Origin of the sequence: Saccharothrix sp. CB00851, assembly GCF_001905065.1 — a bacterium.
Classification (GTDB): Bacteria; Actinomycetota; Actinomycetes; order Mycobacteriales; family Pseudonocardiaceae; genus Actinosynnema.
Genome location: NZ_LWLC01000001.1, coordinates 78,509 through 94,656, shown reverse-complemented (window position 1 = coordinate 94,656; position 16,148 = coordinate 78,509). Strand labels below are relative to the sequence as shown.

At 72.6% G+C, this 16,148-nt stretch carries 17 protein-coding genes and 1 pseudogene; 10 read left to right on the top strand and 8 right to left on the bottom strand.

Annotation, left to right across the window (positions count from 1 at the left end):
- Positions 1-4: 4 nt before the first annotated feature.
- The 4 genes from A6A25_RS00475 to A6A25_RS00455 form a co-directional block, all read right to left on the bottom strand.
- Positions 5-445 (bottom strand): GNAT family N-acetyltransferase, encoded by a 441-nt coding sequence (locus A6A25_RS00475; protein WP_073885726.1) that lies wholly within the window; start codon positions 443-445, stop codon positions 5-7.
- Between the two features lie 141 nt (positions 446-586).
- Complete coding sequence (locus tag A6A25_RS45190) at positions 587-1,459, bottom strand: HAD family hydrolase (protein WP_083667766.1); 873 nt, start codon at positions 1,457-1,459, stop codon at positions 587-589.
- Positions 1,456-1,836 carry a DUF1707 SHOCT-like domain-containing protein gene (locus tag A6A25_RS00460; protein WP_083667764.1) on the bottom strand — a complete coding sequence of 127 codons (381 nt, stop codon included), beginning with the start codon at positions 1,834-1,836 and terminating at the stop codon, positions 1,456-1,458. Before A6A25_RS00460 ends, A6A25_RS45190 begins: the two co-directional genes overlap by 4 nt.
- A gap of 10 nt (positions 1,837-1,846) precedes the next feature.
- On the bottom strand, positions 1,847-3,628 hold the full coding sequence (locus tag A6A25_RS00455; protein ID WP_073885725.1) for an acetyl/propionyl/methylcrotonyl-CoA carboxylase subunit alpha: 1,782 nt from the start codon (positions 3,626-3,628) through the stop codon (positions 1,847-1,849).
- Between the two features lie 313 nt (positions 3,629-3,941).
- Between A6A25_RS00455 and A6A25_RS00450 the strand changes: the two genes are divergently transcribed.
- A complete protein-coding gene (locus A6A25_RS00450) occupies positions 3,942-4,418 on the top strand; it encodes a hypothetical protein (protein WP_143192889.1) in 477 nt (158 codons plus the stop codon).
- Between the two features lie 125 nt (positions 4,419-4,543).
- On the opposite strand, the gene A6A25_RS00445 is transcribed toward A6A25_RS00450, so the two are convergent.
- Together A6A25_RS00445 and A6A25_RS00440 are read right to left on the bottom strand one after the other, a co-directional pair.
- Positions 4,544-5,866, bottom strand: coding sequence for a dicarboxylate/amino acid:cation symporter (locus A6A25_RS00445; RefSeq protein ID WP_073885723.1), 1,323 nt, complete (start codon positions 5,864-5,866; stop codon positions 4,544-4,546).
- Between the two features lie 177 nt (positions 5,867-6,043).
- Entirely contained in the window at positions 6,044-6,652 is a 609-nt protein-coding gene (locus A6A25_RS00440) for a Maf family protein (RefSeq protein ID WP_073885722.1), read from the bottom strand.
- Between the two features lie 149 nt (positions 6,653-6,801).
- On the opposite strand from A6A25_RS00440, the gene A6A25_RS00435 reads away from it, so the two are divergent.
- The gene (locus A6A25_RS00435; RefSeq protein WP_143192888.1) at positions 6,802-7,203 is read left to right on the top strand and encodes a hypothetical protein; all 402 of its coding nucleotides are present in this window, start codon (positions 6,802-6,804) and stop codon (positions 7,201-7,203) included.
- A gap of 54 nt (positions 7,204-7,257) precedes the next feature.
- On the opposite strand, the gene A6A25_RS00430 is transcribed toward A6A25_RS00435, so the two are convergent.
- The gene (locus tag A6A25_RS00430; protein ID WP_073885720.1) at positions 7,258-7,470 is read right to left on the bottom strand and encodes an acyl-CoA carboxylase subunit epsilon; all 213 of its coding nucleotides are present in this window, start codon (positions 7,468-7,470) and stop codon (positions 7,258-7,260) included.
- Positions 7,467-9,098, bottom strand: a complete 1,632-nt coding sequence (locus tag A6A25_RS00425) for an acyl-CoA carboxylase subunit beta (protein ID WP_073885719.1) — start codon at positions 9,096-9,098, stop codon at positions 7,467-7,469. Before A6A25_RS00425 ends, A6A25_RS00430 begins: the two co-directional genes overlap by 4 nt.
- Positions 9,099-9,273: 175 nt before the next feature.
- On the opposite strand from A6A25_RS00425, the gene A6A25_RS00420 reads away from it, so the two are divergent.
- The 8 genes and pseudogenes from A6A25_RS00420 to A6A25_RS00385 all read left to right on the top strand — a co-directional run.
- The gene (locus A6A25_RS00420; RefSeq protein ID WP_073885718.1) at positions 9,274-10,062 is read left to right on the top strand and encodes a biotin--[acetyl-CoA-carboxylase] ligase; all 789 of its coding nucleotides are present in this window, start codon (positions 9,274-9,276) and stop codon (positions 10,060-10,062) included.
- A 38-nt stretch (positions 10,063-10,100) separates the two neighbouring features.
- Entirely contained in the window at positions 10,101-10,631 is a 531-nt protein-coding gene (locus tag A6A25_RS00415) for a PH domain-containing protein (protein ID WP_073885717.1), read from the top strand.
- Complete coding sequence (locus A6A25_RS00410; protein ID WP_073885716.1) at positions 10,618-11,547, top strand: hydroxymethylglutaryl-CoA lyase; 930 nt, start codon at positions 10,618-10,620, stop codon at positions 11,545-11,547. The genes A6A25_RS00415 and A6A25_RS00410 overlap by 14 nt, the downstream gene beginning before the upstream one ends.
- 99 nt (positions 11,548-11,646) lie before the next feature.
- A complete protein-coding gene (locus tag A6A25_RS00405) occupies positions 11,647-12,330 on the top strand; it encodes an adenosylcobinamide amidohydrolase (RefSeq protein ID WP_073885715.1) in 684 nt (227 codons plus the stop codon).
- The gene (locus tag A6A25_RS00400) at positions 12,327-12,875 is read left to right on the top strand and encodes a YbaB/EbfC family nucleoid-associated protein (protein ID WP_083667876.1); all 549 of its coding nucleotides are present in this window, start codon (positions 12,327-12,329) and stop codon (positions 12,873-12,875) included. The genes A6A25_RS00405 and A6A25_RS00400 overlap by 4 nt, the downstream gene beginning before the upstream one ends.
- Positions 12,872-13,180 carry a hypothetical protein gene (locus tag A6A25_RS00395; protein ID WP_073885714.1) on the top strand — a complete coding sequence of 103 codons (309 nt, stop codon included), beginning with the start codon at positions 12,872-12,874 and terminating at the stop codon, positions 13,178-13,180. Before A6A25_RS00400 ends, A6A25_RS00395 begins: the two co-directional genes overlap by 4 nt.
- A 14-nt stretch (positions 13,181-13,194) precedes the next feature.
- Positions 13,195-15,891: a TNT domain-containing protein gene (locus tag A6A25_RS45185; RefSeq protein WP_073885713.1), complete on the top strand. Its 2,697-nt coding sequence runs from the start codon at positions 13,195-13,197 to the stop codon at positions 15,889-15,891.
- Positions 15,888-16,136, top strand: a pseudogene (locus tag A6A25_RS00385) (hypothetical protein); the annotation flags it as partial. The gene A6A25_RS45185 and the pseudogene A6A25_RS00385, both read left to right, overlap by 4 nt.
- Positions 16,137-16,148: the final 12 nt, after the last annotated feature.

Sequence of the window (16,148 nt, the reverse complement as noted above, 5' to 3'; positions counted from 1 at the left end):
CGACCTACCGTAGCCGGGTCCACACGCCAAGTGGACCCTCGGCGGTGAAGCCGCACTTCGCCGCGACCCGGCGGGCCGCGTCGTCCGGGGGTCTGGCGGTGATCAGGGGCAGGTCGAGGAAACCGAAGCCGAACCGCAGCACGGCCGCCGTCGCGTGCGTCGCGATGCCCTTCCCGCGCAGGTCCGGGGTGATCCAGCAGTCGAGTTCACCGGTGCGGCTCAAGGAGATCACGCCCACGGCCGTTCCGGTGAGCTGGTCGCACACGGCCCACGAGCAGGCTTCTTCGGTGTGCCACTGGTCCGCGCGTTCGGCGATGTGCGCACCGGCCGCGTCGAGGTCCGCGCACAAACCGCCGCCCACCAACGCCCCCCGGTCGTCGATGCGGTCGTCGGCGCGGAGTTGACGCAGGTAGAACTCACCCGCGTTGATCTCGACGGCCTCCATGCCGGATGGTCCTCGCTCCGCTCGGACGGGCGAGGTCGCCCGGAAGTCGGCAGGTCGAGCCTGATTTCGCGACGATCGTAAAGCGTGATCGCCGCGAAATGAGTCGCGACCTGCCGACGCGACCCCGCAAGGCGGCGCAGACTAGTCCGTGACGAACCCGTCGTAACGCCCGGCCAGCTCTTCGAGCAGCCCGCGGTGGGCGGACGCGGGCCGGTCGTCGGGACCGGTGGTCAACTCCACCGCCCAGTCGGCGTCTTCGAGGTCGTCCTCCCCGGCGAGCACGTCCTTGTGCACCGCGCACGGCTGCCAACCCGCCGCGGCCAGTTCACGGGCGGCTTCCCCGGCGTCGTCACGGTCGTGCAGGACCAGCAACAACGGCCCCGACGCCGCTGCCGACCCGGTGCCGACACCGTCGTCCAGCAAGCCGCGCGACGACAACGCCTCGTGCAGCGAGGGGAAATCCGGGGTGTGCACGGCGTCGATGCCGACGGTCCGCGCCGCCTCGGCGTTCACGGAGTTGTCATCGCAGAACAACGTGCCCGACGGCGAGTGTTGGAGCACCCGCAACGCGCGCCGGAACGCCTCGGGCGACGGCTTGGCCACCCCGAGCCGCGCGGACGACACGACCGCGTCCACCTCGCGGTCCAGCCCCAACGCCGCCAGGTCGCGCGGCAGCCGGTCGGTGGCGTTGGACAGCAACGCCACCCGGCACCGCTCGCGCACCCGCCGCACCAGCTCCAACGCCTCGGGGATCACCTCGCCGACCCGGGTCCACGCCGCCACCGCGTCCGCCGCGCGTGCCGGCGACAGCCCTTCGGCGACCAGTTGCTCCCGCACGGCCGCGCGCCACTCCTCGTCGGTGGCACGGCCGGCCGTCGCGGGACCGGCCAGGGCGAACGACACCCGCGCCAACGTGCCGCGCGGCAGGCCGAACCCGTCCTCGATCGGCCCGTCCGGTGGGAACCGCCGCAGCACGCCGTCCAGGTCGAGCAGCAGCAGCGACGGCGCGCTCACCGCCTGCCCATCCGGCCGATCAGCAGCATCACCGCGGGGATCAGCAGGAAGACGAACGGATTGCGGAGCAGGACGAACAGCACCACGCTGATGATCGCGACCGCCGTGACGGCCGCGGTGCTCACCCGGAACTCCACCGGGGCACCGCGCCGGGCCCGGTCGGGCACGGGCGGTTCCACCCGCGGGAACGTCGGCCGTGGCGCGGGCAGGTCGCTGAACAGCGCGTACAGGTCACCGCGGGTCTTCGCGGTGGCGACGCGGGCGGAGCGGTCGCCGTACTCGTCCACGCTCAGCCGCCCCTCACCGAGGTGCGTGCCGAGCAGTCCGAGCGCGTGCTCGCGCTCCGCGTCGCCGATCCGGATGTCCCGCTCGCTCACACGGGTGAGCCTATTCCTTGATCTCGCAGATGACCGTGCCCTGGGTGACCGTCGCACCCGGCTCGGCGGCCAGCCCGGTGACCACGCCGGACTTGTGCGCGGTGACCGGGTTCTCCATCTTCATGGCCTCCAGCACGACGATCAGCTCGCCCGCCTCGACCTGCTGCCCGTCCTCGACCGCGACCTTGACGATCGTGCCCTGCATGGGCGCCGCCACCGCGTCACCGGAGACCGCCCCGCCGCCCTTGCCGCCGGCGCGCTTGCGCGGCTTGGCCTTCACGCCCGCCTTGGCCGCACCGGCACCGGCACCGCCACCGCCGCCGAGCGCCAGGTCACCGGGCAGCGAGACCTCCAGCCGACGGCCGCCGACCTCGACCACCAGGGTCTGCCGCGGCTCGGACTCCTCGGCCTCCGCGCCGTCGGTGAACGGCGCGATGGTGTTGTCGAACTCGGTCTCGATCCACCGCGTGTGCACGGTGAAGCCGTCCTCGTCGCCGACGAACGCCGGGTCGCGCACGATCGCGCGGTGGAACGGCAGCACGGTCGCCATGCCCTCCACGACCATCTCGTCCAGCGCGCGCCGGGCCCGCTCCAGGGCCTGCGGGCGGTCCTCGCCGGTGACGATCAGCTTGGCCAGCAGCGAGTCGAACTGGCCGCCGATGACCGTGCCGCTCTCCACGCCCGCGTCCACCCGGACACCGGGGCCGGACGGTGCGGTGAACGTGGTGACCGTGCCGGGGGCGGGCAGGAAGTTGCGGCCCGCGTCCTCGCCGTTGATGCGGAACTCGATCGAGTGGCCGCGCGGGGTCGGGTCCTCGGTGAACCGCAGCTCCTCGCCCGCCGCGATCCGGAACTGCTCGCGGACCAGGTCGATGCCCGCGGTCTCCTCGCTGACCGGGTGCTCGACCTGCAGGCGGGTGTTGACCTCCAAGAACGAGATCGTGCCGTCCAGCGCGACCAGGTACTCGACCGTGCCCGCGCCGTGGTAGCCGGCCTCCTTGCAGATGGCGCGGGCGGAGCGGTGGATCTCGGCGCGCTGCTCGTCGGTCAGGAACGGCGCGGGCGCCTCCTCGACCAGCTTCTGGTGGCGGCGCTGCAGCGAGCAGTCACGCGTGCCGACGACGATGACGTTGCCGTGCTGGTCGGCCAGCACCTGCGCCTCGACGTGCCGCGGCTTGTCCAGGTAGCGCTCCACGAAGCACTCGCCGCGGCCGAACGCCGTGACGGCCTCGCGCACCGCGCTGTCGAACAGCTCGGGGATCTCCTCCATCGTCCGGGCCACCTTGAGGCCGCGCCCGCCGCCGCCGAACGCCGCCTTGATGGCGACCGGCAGGCCGTGCTCCTCCGCGAAGGCGATGACCTCGTCCGGGCCGGAGACCGGGTCCTTGGTGCCGGGCACCAGCGGCGCGCCCGCGCGCGTCGCGATGTGCCGCGCGGTCACCTTGTCGCCCAGGTCGCGGATGGCCTGCGGGGTCGGGCCGACCCAGATCAGGCCCGCGTCCAGCACCGCCTGCGCGAAGTCCGCGTTCTCGGACAGGAAGCCGTAGCCGGGGTGCACCGAGTCCGCGCCCGCGCGCTTGGCCACGTCGAGGATCTTGTCGATGGAGAGGTAGCTGTCCCCGGGCGTGCTGCCACCCAGGGCGAACGCCTCGTCCGCCAACCGGACGAACGGGGCGTCCCGGTCCGGGTCGGCGTACACGGCGACGCTGGCCAGACCGGCGTCTCGGCAGGCACGGATGACCCGGACGGCGATCTCACCGCGGTTGGCGACGAGGACCTTGCGCAGCGACACGACGTCCTACCTCCTGGCAACGCTGGAACTTGGAGCGGCAATGGTCGGGGAGTTTAGTGACCCGTCAGTACCCGGTGACCGAGAGACAGCTCACGCTTGGGTGGAACAATCGGAAATCGTGACACGCCCGCCCACCGCCGCGCTTCTGACGGCTTGCGCAGCTGTGCTCATCACTATCGCGGGGTTGGTCATCGCCTGGTCACTGCGCCCTCCCGCAGCTACGGACCCCGGTGCGGAGGCGCCGCGGGACGAATTGCGGTGCGGCGCGACGGCGTGCCGTTCGGTGGTGAAGCAGGAGGTCGGTGTCGATTCAGTGGAATTGGTCGTCGGCGAGGGCGCGGGCCGGATCCGCACCAGTGGTGCTTCGGGGCCGACCATCTTCGAGCTGACCATCGCGTCTTCGGGAGCCCGGATCGACGAGTCGTCGCTGCAGTGCGTGGACGCGGAGGTCGCCGTGTGCCTGGTGCGCGGTGCGGTCAACGGCGAGGTGCTGGGCGAGGTGCTGGTGCGCCGGTCGGGTGCGTGGTCGCGGGCGCAGCTGCCGTACGTGGCCAGTGGGGCGTACTTGGCGCTGCACGACGTGAACAAGGACACGGTGGCCGACGTGGTGGCCGTGCAGCGGGTGTGCCAGGCGGGCGTGGACTGCTCGCGGTGGTTCGCGCAGGTTTTCTCGTTGGCGGGCGGTGGCGGTGAGCTGGGCTGCACGCCGGTGGTGCGTGAGGCGGAGTCCCTGCCCGGCTGGCCGACCGTGACGCCGGACCCGGCCGACCTGCGCCAATGCGGCGCATGATCATCCCGAACGTTCAACTCGGGTATCCCGAACGCAGGACACTCGCGACGCGAACGTAGGACACGCGCGTGTGTCCTACGTTCGGAACGCGCGTGTCCTACGTTCAGGTCCGGTGAGGTGAACGGTCAGGCGGGGACCGGGGTGGGGTGGGGGCCCGTCAGCAGCGGGGGCTCGCTGGGGGAGTTCAGGACCTCGTCGTCCAGCAGGCCCTCGGTGCGGGCGACCAGGACCGGGACGGTGATCTGGCCGGTCACGTTGGTGGCCGTGCGGACCATGTCCAGGATCGGGTCGATCGCGTAGACCACGGCGACACCGGTGGCGATGACCTCCGGCGGCATGTTCACCGCGCCCAGGGTCAGCGTGAGCATGGTGAACCAGCCGGTGGTGCCTGCGGTGGCCAGGGCGCCGAACACGGCGACCGCGACGATCGCCACGTACTGCCACACGCCCAGCTGCACGCCGAACAGGTTCGCGATGAACACCGTGGCGATGGCCGGGTACACGGCGGCGCAACCGTCCATCTTCGTGGTCGTGCCCAGCGGCACGGCGAACGACGCGTAGTCGTTGTCCACGCCGAGGTTGGCGGCGGTCTGCCTGCTCAGCGGCAGCGTCGCGCCCGACGAGCGGGACACGAACGCGAACTGGATCGCGGTCCACGCCTTGGCGAAGAACGTCACCGGCGACACCCGGCCGACGAACCGCAGCAGCAGCGGGTACACCACGAACAGCACCAGCAGCGACCCGCCGTACACCGACGCGATCAGCGAGAACAGCGGCCGAACGAACGAGTTGCCGTAAGTCGCGAACGCCGTGCCGATCAGGCCGAACACGCCGATCGGGGCGAGCAGCACGATCCAGCCGACGACCTTCTGGATCAGGTCGAACACCGACCGGGTCAGCGTGACGAAGGGCTGGGCCTTCTCACCCAGCGCGTACGCGGCGAAGCCGACCAGCACCGAGATGAACACGACCTGCAGCACCTCGCCCTCGGTGAAGGCGCTGAACAGGTTGGACGGGATCAGGGTCTCAAGCAGCGTGCTCCACGAGCCCTGGTCACGGGCGGCGAGCTTCTCCACCGCCGCCTGCGACGGCTCCACCCGCACGCCCGCGCCCGGCTTGAAGACCAACGCGATGGCCAGGCCGATGAGCACGGCGATCAGGGACGTGATGGCGAACCACAGCAGCGTCTTGCCGCCCAGCCGCGCGGCGCGTGACGTGCCGAGCCGCCGCAGGCTGGTGATGCCCACCACGATCGCGGTGAACACCAGGGGGATGACGGTGAACTGCAACAAGCTGGTGAAGACGTCGCCGATGGAGCCGAGGGTGGTGGTGAGCCACGCCTGGTCCGTGCTCTTGGCGACGTACCCCGCCAGGGCGCCGAGCACGAGCGCGGCGAGGACGGTGATGCCGAACACCTTCGGCTTCGTATAACTGCGGACGAACGACACGACTGCTCCGGATGGGTGCGCAGGGGTGGGCGACGGGGGCGGCGTCAGCCGCGACAGCCCGTGTTCGTCCTGCGCCCGAAGTCGATGTGACGGCGGCGCGTCAGCAGTTCACCCACAGCTCCCCCAACGCGAAGGCCCTTCGGAGAGCTTCCCGGATCAGGGAAAGTGTGACAACGGCTACCAGATGTCGGACACCGCGACGTCGACTTGACGCAGCAGCCGGCGCGTGAGCGGCAGGCTGATGCCGATCACGCTGGACGGGTCGCCGTCGATGCCGTCCACGAACCAGCCGCCCAGGCCGTCGAGCGTGAACGCGCCCGCGACGTGCAGCGGCTCGCCCGTCGCCAGGTAGGCCTCCAGCTCGTCGTCGGTCGGTCGGCCGAACCGGACCAGCGTCGCCTCGTGCCCGACCGCGCGGGCCACGACCTGCCCGCCGCGCACCCGCAGCGCGGCGTGCCCGGTCAGCAGGGTGCCGGTGGTGCCGGCCATCTTCTTCCAGCGCTCCCGCGCGACCTCGACCGTGCCGGGCTTGCCGTGCACCTCGCCGTCGGCGGTGCGCAGCATCGAGTCGCAGCCGACGATCACCGCGTCGTCGTCCTCGTCCCGGGCGATCGCCTCGGCCTTCGCCGTCGCCAGGGCCGTGACCAGCTCGTCCGGTGTCGGATCGGTGAGCGAGGCGGCCAACGCGTCCTCGTCGACGCCGGACACGCGGACGACGGGCTCGACACCGGCGGCACGCAGCACGGCCAGGCGGGCGGGTGACTGGGAAGCGAGAACGAAGCGCACGGCGTGCAGCCTAGGGCCCGCCCGGTCGGGTGGGCGCGGTACGGGGAACCGAACCCGAAATCCCTGCTCACGGCACTTCGGGATGCCGTGCCAGGCGGTGCGTAGAACTACCGATGCGCGCCGTGACGGCGTGCGGCACCCTCGGAGTGGTGCAGCGTCTGGCTCTGGTGGTCCGCCGGATCGACCGGGGTCGGGGCCGGTACCGGTGGCTCTGGTTGGTGCCGGCCGTCCTGATCCTGGTCCTGACGGCTCGGGTCGTGTCCACGGACCCGGTCGGCTACGGCGTGCCGTTCTGGCCTTTCGCCAACGGCAGCGACCGCGTCGAACAGCAGGTGATGGGGCGGGTGACGTCCGTAGCGCGGGCGATCAACCGGCTCGACGCGGTGCCGTCGGCGCTGGCCGAGCAGGGCGTCGAGGTGCTGGAGGCACGGGTCGACGTCGGCGCCATGTGGATGCGGGTCCGCCTGCACGTGCCGGACGGCACGCGGTGCCGCGAGGTGACCGTGCTCGGCGACGGGGTGCAGGTCAACTCCCGCCGCGTGGATTGCTGAGCGCAAGCCGAGAACCGCCGCCGGGGTGTGCCGGCGGCGGTCTTCGAGCGATGTTCAGAACGGCAGTGCTGACGACCGCCAGGCACCTGGGCCGTGCGGCAGCGGGCGCCTGACCTGCCGGGACTTGTCCGACCACGCCGAACGGCGCGGCTCGTCCACGGCGGGACCGTCGGCCGAGGCGAGACCGACCACGACCGCCGTCACGGCGGCCAACTCGACGTCGTCCGGGTTGCCGCGCACCACCCGGAGGTGCGGCCCGCCGCTCACAGCGGGATGTTCCCGTGCTTCTTGGGCGGCAGCACCTCGCGCTTGTCGCGCAGCACCGCCAGCGCCCTGGCGACGTGCGCACGCGTGAAAGAGGGAGGGATCACACCGTCAACATAGCCGCGTTCCGCCGCGACGTAAGGGTTGCAGAGGGTGTCTTCGTACTCTTGCTGCAAACGGGCCCGAAGCGCGTCCACGTCCTCGCCGGCCGCCGAAGCCGTCGCCAGCGTCTTGCGGTGCACGATGTTCGCCGCGCCCTGCGCGCCCATGACCGCGATCTGCGCCGTCGGCCACGCCAGGTTGATGTCCGCGCCGAGGTGCTTGGAACCCATCACGTCGTACGCGCCGCCGTACGCCTTCCGGGTGATCACGGTGACCAGCGGCACGGTCGCCTCGGCGTAGGCGTAGATCAGCTTCGCGCCGCGCCGGATGATGCCGTTCCACTCCTGGTCGGTGCCGGGCAGGAAGCCGGGCACGTCCACGAACGTCAGCACCGGGATGTTGAACGCGTCGCAGGTCCGCACGAACCGCGCCGCCTTCTCCGAGGCGTCGATGTCCAGGCAGCCCGCGAACTGGGTCGGCTGGTTGGCCACCACGCCGACCGAGTGGCCGTCCACCCGGCCGAAGCCGACCAGGATGTTCGGCGCGAACAGCGGCTGGACCTCCAGGAACTCGCCCTCGTCCAGCACGCGGGTGATGACCTCGTGCATGTCGTAGGGCTGGTTCGCCGAGTCCGGGATCAGTGTGTCCAGTTCGCGGTCGGACTCGGTGATCGAGTCCTCGACCGAACCGTGCACCAGGTCGTCCGGCGCGTCGAAGACGGGCGGCTCGGACATGTTGTTGGCGGGCAGGTAGGACAGCAGCTCCTTGACGTAGGAGATGGCGTCCTCTTCGTTCTCGCCGAGGTAGTGCGCGTTGCCGGACTTGGTGTTGTGCGTGCGCCCGCCGCCCAGCTCCTCGAAGCCGACGTCCTCGCCGGTGACGGTCTTGATCACGTCCGGGCCGGTGATGAACATGTGCGAGGTCTGGTCGACCATGACCACGAAGTCGGTCAGCGCGGGCGAGTAGACGTGACCGCCCGCGTTCGCGCCCATGATCAGCGAGATCTGCGGCACGACGCCGGACGCGGCCACGTTGCGGCGGAAGATCTCGCCGTAGAGGCCGAGCGAGACGACGCCCTCCTGGATGCGCGCGCCGCCGCCCTCGTTGATGCCGACGATCGGCCGGCCGGTCTTGATCGCCAGGTCCATGACCTTGACGATCTTCTCGCCGTAGACCTCGCCGAGCGAGCCGCCGAAGACCGTGACGTCCTGGCTGAACACGCACACCGGGCGGCCGTCGACGGTGCCGTAGCCGGTCACCACCCCGTCGCCGTAGGGCCGGTTGCGCTCCTGCCCGAAGTTCGTCGAGCGGTGCCGCGCCAGCTCGTCCAGCTCGACGAACGAGCCGGGGTCGAGCAGCAGTTCGATGCGCTCGCGGGCGGTCTTCTTGCCCTTGGCGTGCTGCTTCTCCACCATGCGCGCCGAACCGGCGTGCACGGCCTCCTCGTTGCGCCGGTAGAGGTCGGCCAGCTTCCCGGCCGTGGTGTGGACGTCCGGCTCCTCGCCGATGGGGGCGGTCGCACTGCTCATAGCGCGGCAGCTTAACCAGACCGTCTCGGTACGGCCGGGGGTAGTAGCCCAGGTCACTGGACAGGGAGTTGACCTCCAGCGCGGTGGAGGTTGCAGGCTTGATCACGGCGTCCCGCCCCACCATCCACACCGCTCCGACACAGCGGGTGGGGCGGGTCGCTTCTAACCTTCGAGCGTGACCTTGGATGCCGCCGCCCTCCGCTCCGCCCTCGTCGGCCCCTACGCGACCGTCGACGTGGTCGCCGAGACCGGTTCCACGAACGTCGACCTGTGCGACGCGGCGAACCGCGGCGCGCACGACCGCACCGTGCTCATCGCCGAACGGCAGACCGCCGGTCACGGGCGACGCGGCCGGGGCTGGACGTCGCCGACCGGTGGCCTGTACCTGAGCGCGCTGTTCCGGCCGACCGGCGTGCCACCCGCGCGGTTGCCGTGGTTGACGCTGCTCGCGGGCCTGGCGCTGGTCCGCACGGCCGCGAGCGTCGGCGTGGACGCGTCGCTGAAGTGGCCGAACGACCTGCTCGTCGGTGACGCCAAAGCGGCGGGGGTGCTGGCCGAGATCGCTCCGGGCGCGACGCAGGCGGTGGTGGTCGGCATCGGGCTCAACGTGGCCAGGCTGCCCGACGGCGTCGAGCCGGGCGCGGGTGGCCTCGTGCCGACCAGCCTCGAAGACCACGCCGGTCCGCTGGACCGCACCGAGGTGGCGATCACGCTGCTCCGCGAGCTGGCCGCGGTGGAGGAGCGGTGGCGGCGGGCCGGTGGCGACGAGCCGTCGTTGCGCGAGGAGTACCGGCGGCACTGCGGCACGCTCGACCGCTCGGTGCGGGTCGAGCTGGCCAGGGGCGAGGCGCTGCTCGGGACGGCCCGTTACGTGGAGTCCGACGGCACGCTCCTGGTCCGCGACGACGCGGGCGCCGACCACTCCGTTTCCGCCGGGGACGTGGTGCACCTGCGGGTACGGTGAGGCCCTGAGGCGTGCCCAGCCACCGAAGGGGACCAGTCGTGGCGTACCCGGACGACTTGCTCAGCACGGGCGAGCACGTCGTGATCCACCAGCACCCGCACTGGAAGACGCTGCTCGTCCCGGTGCTCGTGCTCGTCGTCGCGGTCGGCGGTGGCGCTTACCTCGCGGTGCTGGTGTCGGACTTCGGCTGGGCGTCGATCGCGTGGCTCGTACTCGCCGCGGTCGTCGTGGTGCTGGTCACCTGGCTGACCCTGGCGCCGGTGGTCCGCTGGCGCACCACGCACTTCATCATCACCAGCGAGCGCGTGATGTACCGGATCGGCGTGTTCAAGCGCACCGGGCTGGACATCCCGCTGAGCCGGATCAACAGCGTCCGCTTCGAGCACACCCTGCTGGACCGGGTGCTGGGCTGCGGCACGCTGATCATCGAGTCGGCGTCGGACGAGCCGTTGGAGTTCGACGACATCGGGCGGGTGGAGAAGGTGCACTCGCTGCTGTACCGGGAGATCAACGACAACCCCGCCGACGACCACCGGACGGAGGACAGGGTCACAGATGGGCGCGCGTGAAGTCGGCCTGCCGGACACGGTGGGCGCGAACGGACTGCCGGACCGCGTGACGATCTGGGAGGTCGGGCCGCGGGACGGGCTGCAGAACGAGTCCGAGGTCGTGCCGGTCGCCACCAAGCTGGAGTTCCTGGACCGGCTGGCCGACGCGGGCGGCACGGTGCTGGAGGCCACGAGCTTCGTGCACCCCAAGTGGGTGCCGCAGCTGGCCGACGCCGAGGAGCTGCTGGCCGGCCTGGTCAAGCGCCCCGGCGTGAGCTATCCCGTGCTGGTGCCCAACGAACGCGGGCTGGAGCGCGCGCTGCGCGCGGGCGTCGAGCACGTCGCGATCTTCGCCAGTGCCACCGAGACGTTCGCCCAGCGCAACCTGAACCGGTCGCTGGACGAGCAGTTCGCCATGTTCGACCCGGTCGTGTCCCGCGCCAAGGCCGAGGGGCTGGCGGTGCGCGGGTACGTGTCGATGTGCTTCGGCGACCCGTGGGAGGGCGCCGTGCCGCGCGAGCAGGTGGTCGGCGTCGGCAAGCGGCTGCTGGACATGGGCTGTGACCAGTTGTCGCTGGGCGACACGATCGGTGTGGCCACGCCGGGTCAGGTGACCGCGCTGCTGGCCGGTTTCGACGGCGTGGACCGGCTCGCCGTGCACTTCCACGACACGTACGGGCAGGCGCTGGCGAACACGCTGGCCGCGGTGCAGGCGGGCGTGCGCACGATCGACTCGTCGGCCGGCGGGCTCGGCGGCTGCCCCTACGCGGAGTCCGCGACCGGCAACCTGGCCACCGAGGACCTGGTGTGGATGCTCGACGGGCTGGGCGTCGAGCACGGTGTGGACCTCGACAAGCTCGCCGACACCAGCGCGTGGATGGCCGAGCGGCTGGGTCGGCCGAGCCCGTCGCGGGTGGTCCGGGCGCTGCGGGGGTAGTGCCGTGCGGGTCGTCGAGCTGACACCGGAGACGTGGCCGTACGCCGGTTTCGAGCTGGTGGAGCGCCGCGGCGCGAACCGGGCGCTCGTGCGGCTCACGTGATCGAACGGCACCCCGGCGTCCTGGTGTGGCGGCTGCCGGAGCCGCTGCTGGCGATCTCGTCCGGCCCGCACGGCGGCGGCCTCGGCGTGCGGCACTGGGCGCTGAACGCGACCGTGCCCAAGGACTACGCGCGCACCGACCCGGACGTGCACGTCGCCGAGATCGCGGCCGACCTCGGGCTGCGCGGTCCCGGCACCGGGCTGCTCACCGCCGTCGACGTGCGGGACGTGGTGCTGGAGACCGAAGGTGGTGTGCGGTCGTGGGTGACGACGGGGATCGGCGCGCACCCGACGTGGGCCGCCGGGCCGCCCGCCGAGAACCCGCCCAGCGTCGGCACGATCAACGCGGTGTGCGTGCTGCCGGTGCGGCTGGCGGACGCCGCCCTGGTCAACGCGGTAGCGACCGTCGCCGAGGCCAAGGCGCAGGCGCTGGGCGAGGCGGGTGTGCCGGGCACCGGGACGGTGACGGACGCGGTCGTGCTGCTGTGCCCGTCGGACGGTCCGGTTGAGCCGTACGGCGGGCCGCGGTCGGTGATCGGGTCGGCGTTGGCGCGAACGGTGCACCGCGCCGTGCACACCGGGATTTCCCTCGAACGGACGGGAACCCGGGTAGGGGTCGTAACGTCCAACGCGCGACCGACGACCATGCCCGGCGACGGCGAAACCCGGAGGTGGCCGTGACGACCGATCACCGCGCCCAGGTGGACGAGCTGCTCGCCGACTACCGGCGCAGCCGCGACCAGTTGGCGTCCGTGCAGCGCGACCTGGCCCGGATCTCCGGGTCGGCCACCAGCCCCGACGGCTCGGTGACCGCCGTGGTCGACGCCAAGGGCACGCTCACCGACCTGGAGCTGGACGACCGCGCGTACCGGTTGCGGCCGGCGCAGCTCGCCCAGTTGATCCTGCGCACGACGCGGGAAGCGGTGGCCAAGGCCGCCGAGGGCACCTACCGGACGTTGAGCCCGGTGCTGCCCGCCGGCACGGATCCGGCGGCGTTGCTGCGCGGCACGGCCGACCTTCGCCCGGAAGAGATCGGCGCCGACGAGGTCCCGCCGACGGAACCGGCCAGGCGGCGCCCGGTCGCCGATGACGACGAGGACTTCGAGCAGCGCGACTGGCTCGACGCCGACGCGAACCCGGCCGTCGCGCCGAGCCCTGGCCACGATCAGGACTTCGGCACGGGTCGCCGCCCGAACCCGAGCCCGATCGCGAGGAGAACGAGATGACCGGCTTCGAGACCGACCTCGCCCGCCTCGCCGAGGGGGCCGACGACTTCACCGCGTTCGCCGAACGCGCCGGGAAGATCGCGGGCGAGCTGAGCGGTGTGCTGGACTCGATCGGTGACTGCTGGGGTGCCGACGCGATCGGGCAGAGCTTCGCGGCGAGCCACGTGCAGCCGTCGGGCGAGGTGTTGAGCGGGCTGACGGGGTTGAGCTCGGGGTTCGGCGGCGTCGGGGAGCGCTTCGCCGCGACGGCCCGGACGTACCGCGAAGTCGATGAGGGCAACAGCGACGCGCTCGGCGCGATCTGACTCAGGGGGCCGTGATGGGGATCGAGCTGCCGGCCGAGCTGGCCGACGTCGCCGCCAAGGCCGGGGTGTCCTGGCCCCAGGCCGATGAGGACAAGCTGCGCGCGTCCGCCACCGCGTGGCGCGAGGCGGGCACCAAGCTCTCCACGCTGGCGGGTGAGTCCGACGGTTCGGCGGGCAAGGCGCTGACCGCGATGACCGGGTCGACCGGTGAGGCGGCGCGCGGCCACTGGAACAAGTTCACCGCGCCGGACGGCACGCTGAACTCCGTGCTGCGCGGCTGCCACGCGGCGGCCGACCGGTTGGACCACGCGGCCGAGCAGATCGGCGCGGCCAAGGTCGAGCTGGTGCGCGAGCTGGTGAACCTGGCGAAGAACAACGACGCCGCTCAGCAGGCGGCGGGCGCCGGGCACCCGACGGCGTTGCTGGGACTGGACACGGCGGTGCGCGGCGCGGCGGCCAACATCGCCCACCTGACCGACACGTTGACCAGCGCGGTGCGGTTGGACAGCGGTGTGCAGATCGGCGGCCACCAGCCACCGGTCGATGCCAACCCCGGCGTGCACGCGCCCGGCGACGCGGGCCCCGGCCAAGGGCAAGGTCAAGGCCACGGTTCCGGTTCGGGCCAGCCGCAAGGCGGTGGCCTGCTGGGCGGCGGCCAGGGCGGCGGTCTGCTCGACGGCCTGCTGCCCGGCGGTTCCGAAGGCCGTGGTGACGGTGCCGCCCAGGCCCCCGGCGCGGGTGCTCCGGGCGCCGGTGCTCCCGCCGCGGCTCCGGGCAACGGTCAGGCTCCCGGCCTGATCGGTGGTCTGCTCGGCGCGGTGACCGACACGGTGACCGCGGTGACCGAGCCGGTCGTGGACGTGGTGGAGACGGTCGCACCGCCGGTCGCGGCCGTGGTGGAGCCGGTGCTGGACACGGCGGGCGACGTCGTGCAGGACGTCGGCGGCGCGGTGGACGACACGGTCGGCCGCACCGTCCAGGGCGCGGCGGACACGGTCCAGGGCGTGGCCGACGCGGTGGCACCGGGCCACGACAACGCGCCCGGCCGGTCCGGGGCGGCACCCGGTCAAGGCGGCGGCCAGGGCGGTGGCCTGGGCAACCTGGTCGGCGACGTGGTGAACCCCGTGCTCGGTGCCGCGGCCCCTGTCGTGGAGCCCGTCACCCGCGGCACGGACACCGTGACGCAGTCGGCGGCGGCGGTGCTGGACCGTCCGCTGCTGCCGCACACCGAAGCACCGCACGCGACCGCCCAGCCCGCGGCTCCGGCCGCGAACCAGGCCACGCCGCAGGGTCCGTCGTTCAGCGGCCCGTCCGCCGGTGGCGCGCCCGCGGCGGCTCCGGCCGCCGCTGCGGCGGCTGCCGTCGCGCAGAGCCCGGCCGCGAACGCCAACGCCGCCGCGAACACCCAGGCTCCCGGCCAGCAGCCCGCGCCGAAGGTCGAAGCGCGTGCCGCCCAAGCGGGTCAGCTCCAGCCCGGTCAGCCGCCGGCGGGTCAGTCGCCGACGGGCCAAGGCCCGTCCGGCTCCGGCCAGTCGGGTTCGGGCCAGTCGGGTTCGGGCCAGTCGGGTTCGGGACAGCCCGGCTCGGGACAGCCCGGCTCGGGACAGCCCGGCCAAGGGCAGTCCGGCCAAGGGCAGGGCCAGAACCAGGGCCAAGGTGGTCAGGCCAAGGGCGAAACCGCGGCGAAGGCCGAAGGCCAGGCCAAGGCCGAAGCCCAGTCGAAGGCCGAGGCGCCGCAGGCCAAGGGCGAGCTCAAGGACGTCCAGAAGGACCTCAAGGACGCCCTGGCGGCCGTCGGGCAGGCGGTGAAGGAGGGCGACCTCGCGTTCGCGGTCGTCCCGCTCCCGGTCGGCGGTCGCGACACCACCGCACCGCCGCTCCCGGCCGGGCCGACGTCCGCGACCCTGCCGACCGAACCGGACGCCACCCCGCCCGCGGCACCGGTGCGGGCGGCGCAGGGCGCGCAGCCGACCACCGAAGCGGCGGCGTTGTTCCTGCTGCACATGTTCCCGGGCGGCACGCTCCCGCCGCCCAGCGCCAAGCCCGCCCGCCAGCTGCCGCCGCCGTCGGAGGACGAGACGTTCGCGGCGGGCCTGCGCTTCGAGCCGCAGGGCCACCCGGACGGCCACCTGGTCGACGCCTCCGCCCAGTTCGGCCTCGACCTGCGCGCGGTGAGCCAGGACGCGCTGCGCTCACGCCTGTCCGGCGCGCAGCCCACCGGCCCGGTCTCGACCGACCCGGTGCCCGCGGTCAACCGGCCACGCCTGGTCCTGCGGCCCGGCACCGCGCCGGACCCCGTGCTGCTGGCCGGCTACGACCCGTTGGCGGGCCTGCACGAACGCGACTGGGACCGCCGGTTCCTGGCGCGCGCCGACCCGCCCGAGTACGCCTGGCCGCCCGGCGAGCTGTTCCCCGAGGGCGGTTACGAGGCGGGCCAGCCCGGTGTGCTCGCGGTCGGCGTGGAGCTGGACCGGTTCGGCGGGCCGGAAGGCCGGGTGCTGTCCCAGCTCGGCACCCCCTACGCGGAACGCTCGCTGCCGCCCGCGCTGGTGGACGCGGGCTACCACCGCTACCGGGTGCTGAAGGTGCTGCCGGTGTGGTTCACCCTGTCCGCCGAGTGGTTCGGCCAGCCCGGCGGCGGCGCCCGCTTCCGCGCCACCTACCCGGTCGCCGACCTGATCGCGCTGGGCTACCTGGAGGAGATGGCATGAACGCGGAGTCGGTCCAGGGCTGGCTGCTGGCGGCCGGTGTGCCCGCGGAGGTCGTGTCGATCGGCGCGGAGGCCGAGCACAAGTGGTGCCTGCTGCCGACCGAGGAGGGTTTCGAGGTCTTCTGGCGCGAGCAGGGCAACCGGTACGACTGGGCGGCGTTCACCAGCGAGGACGTCGCCTGCTACTACCTGTTCGGCCGCCTGGTGTGGGCGCAGGTCGTGCGCGGCGCGGTCGGCGTGCTGCCCCAGGCCGCGAAG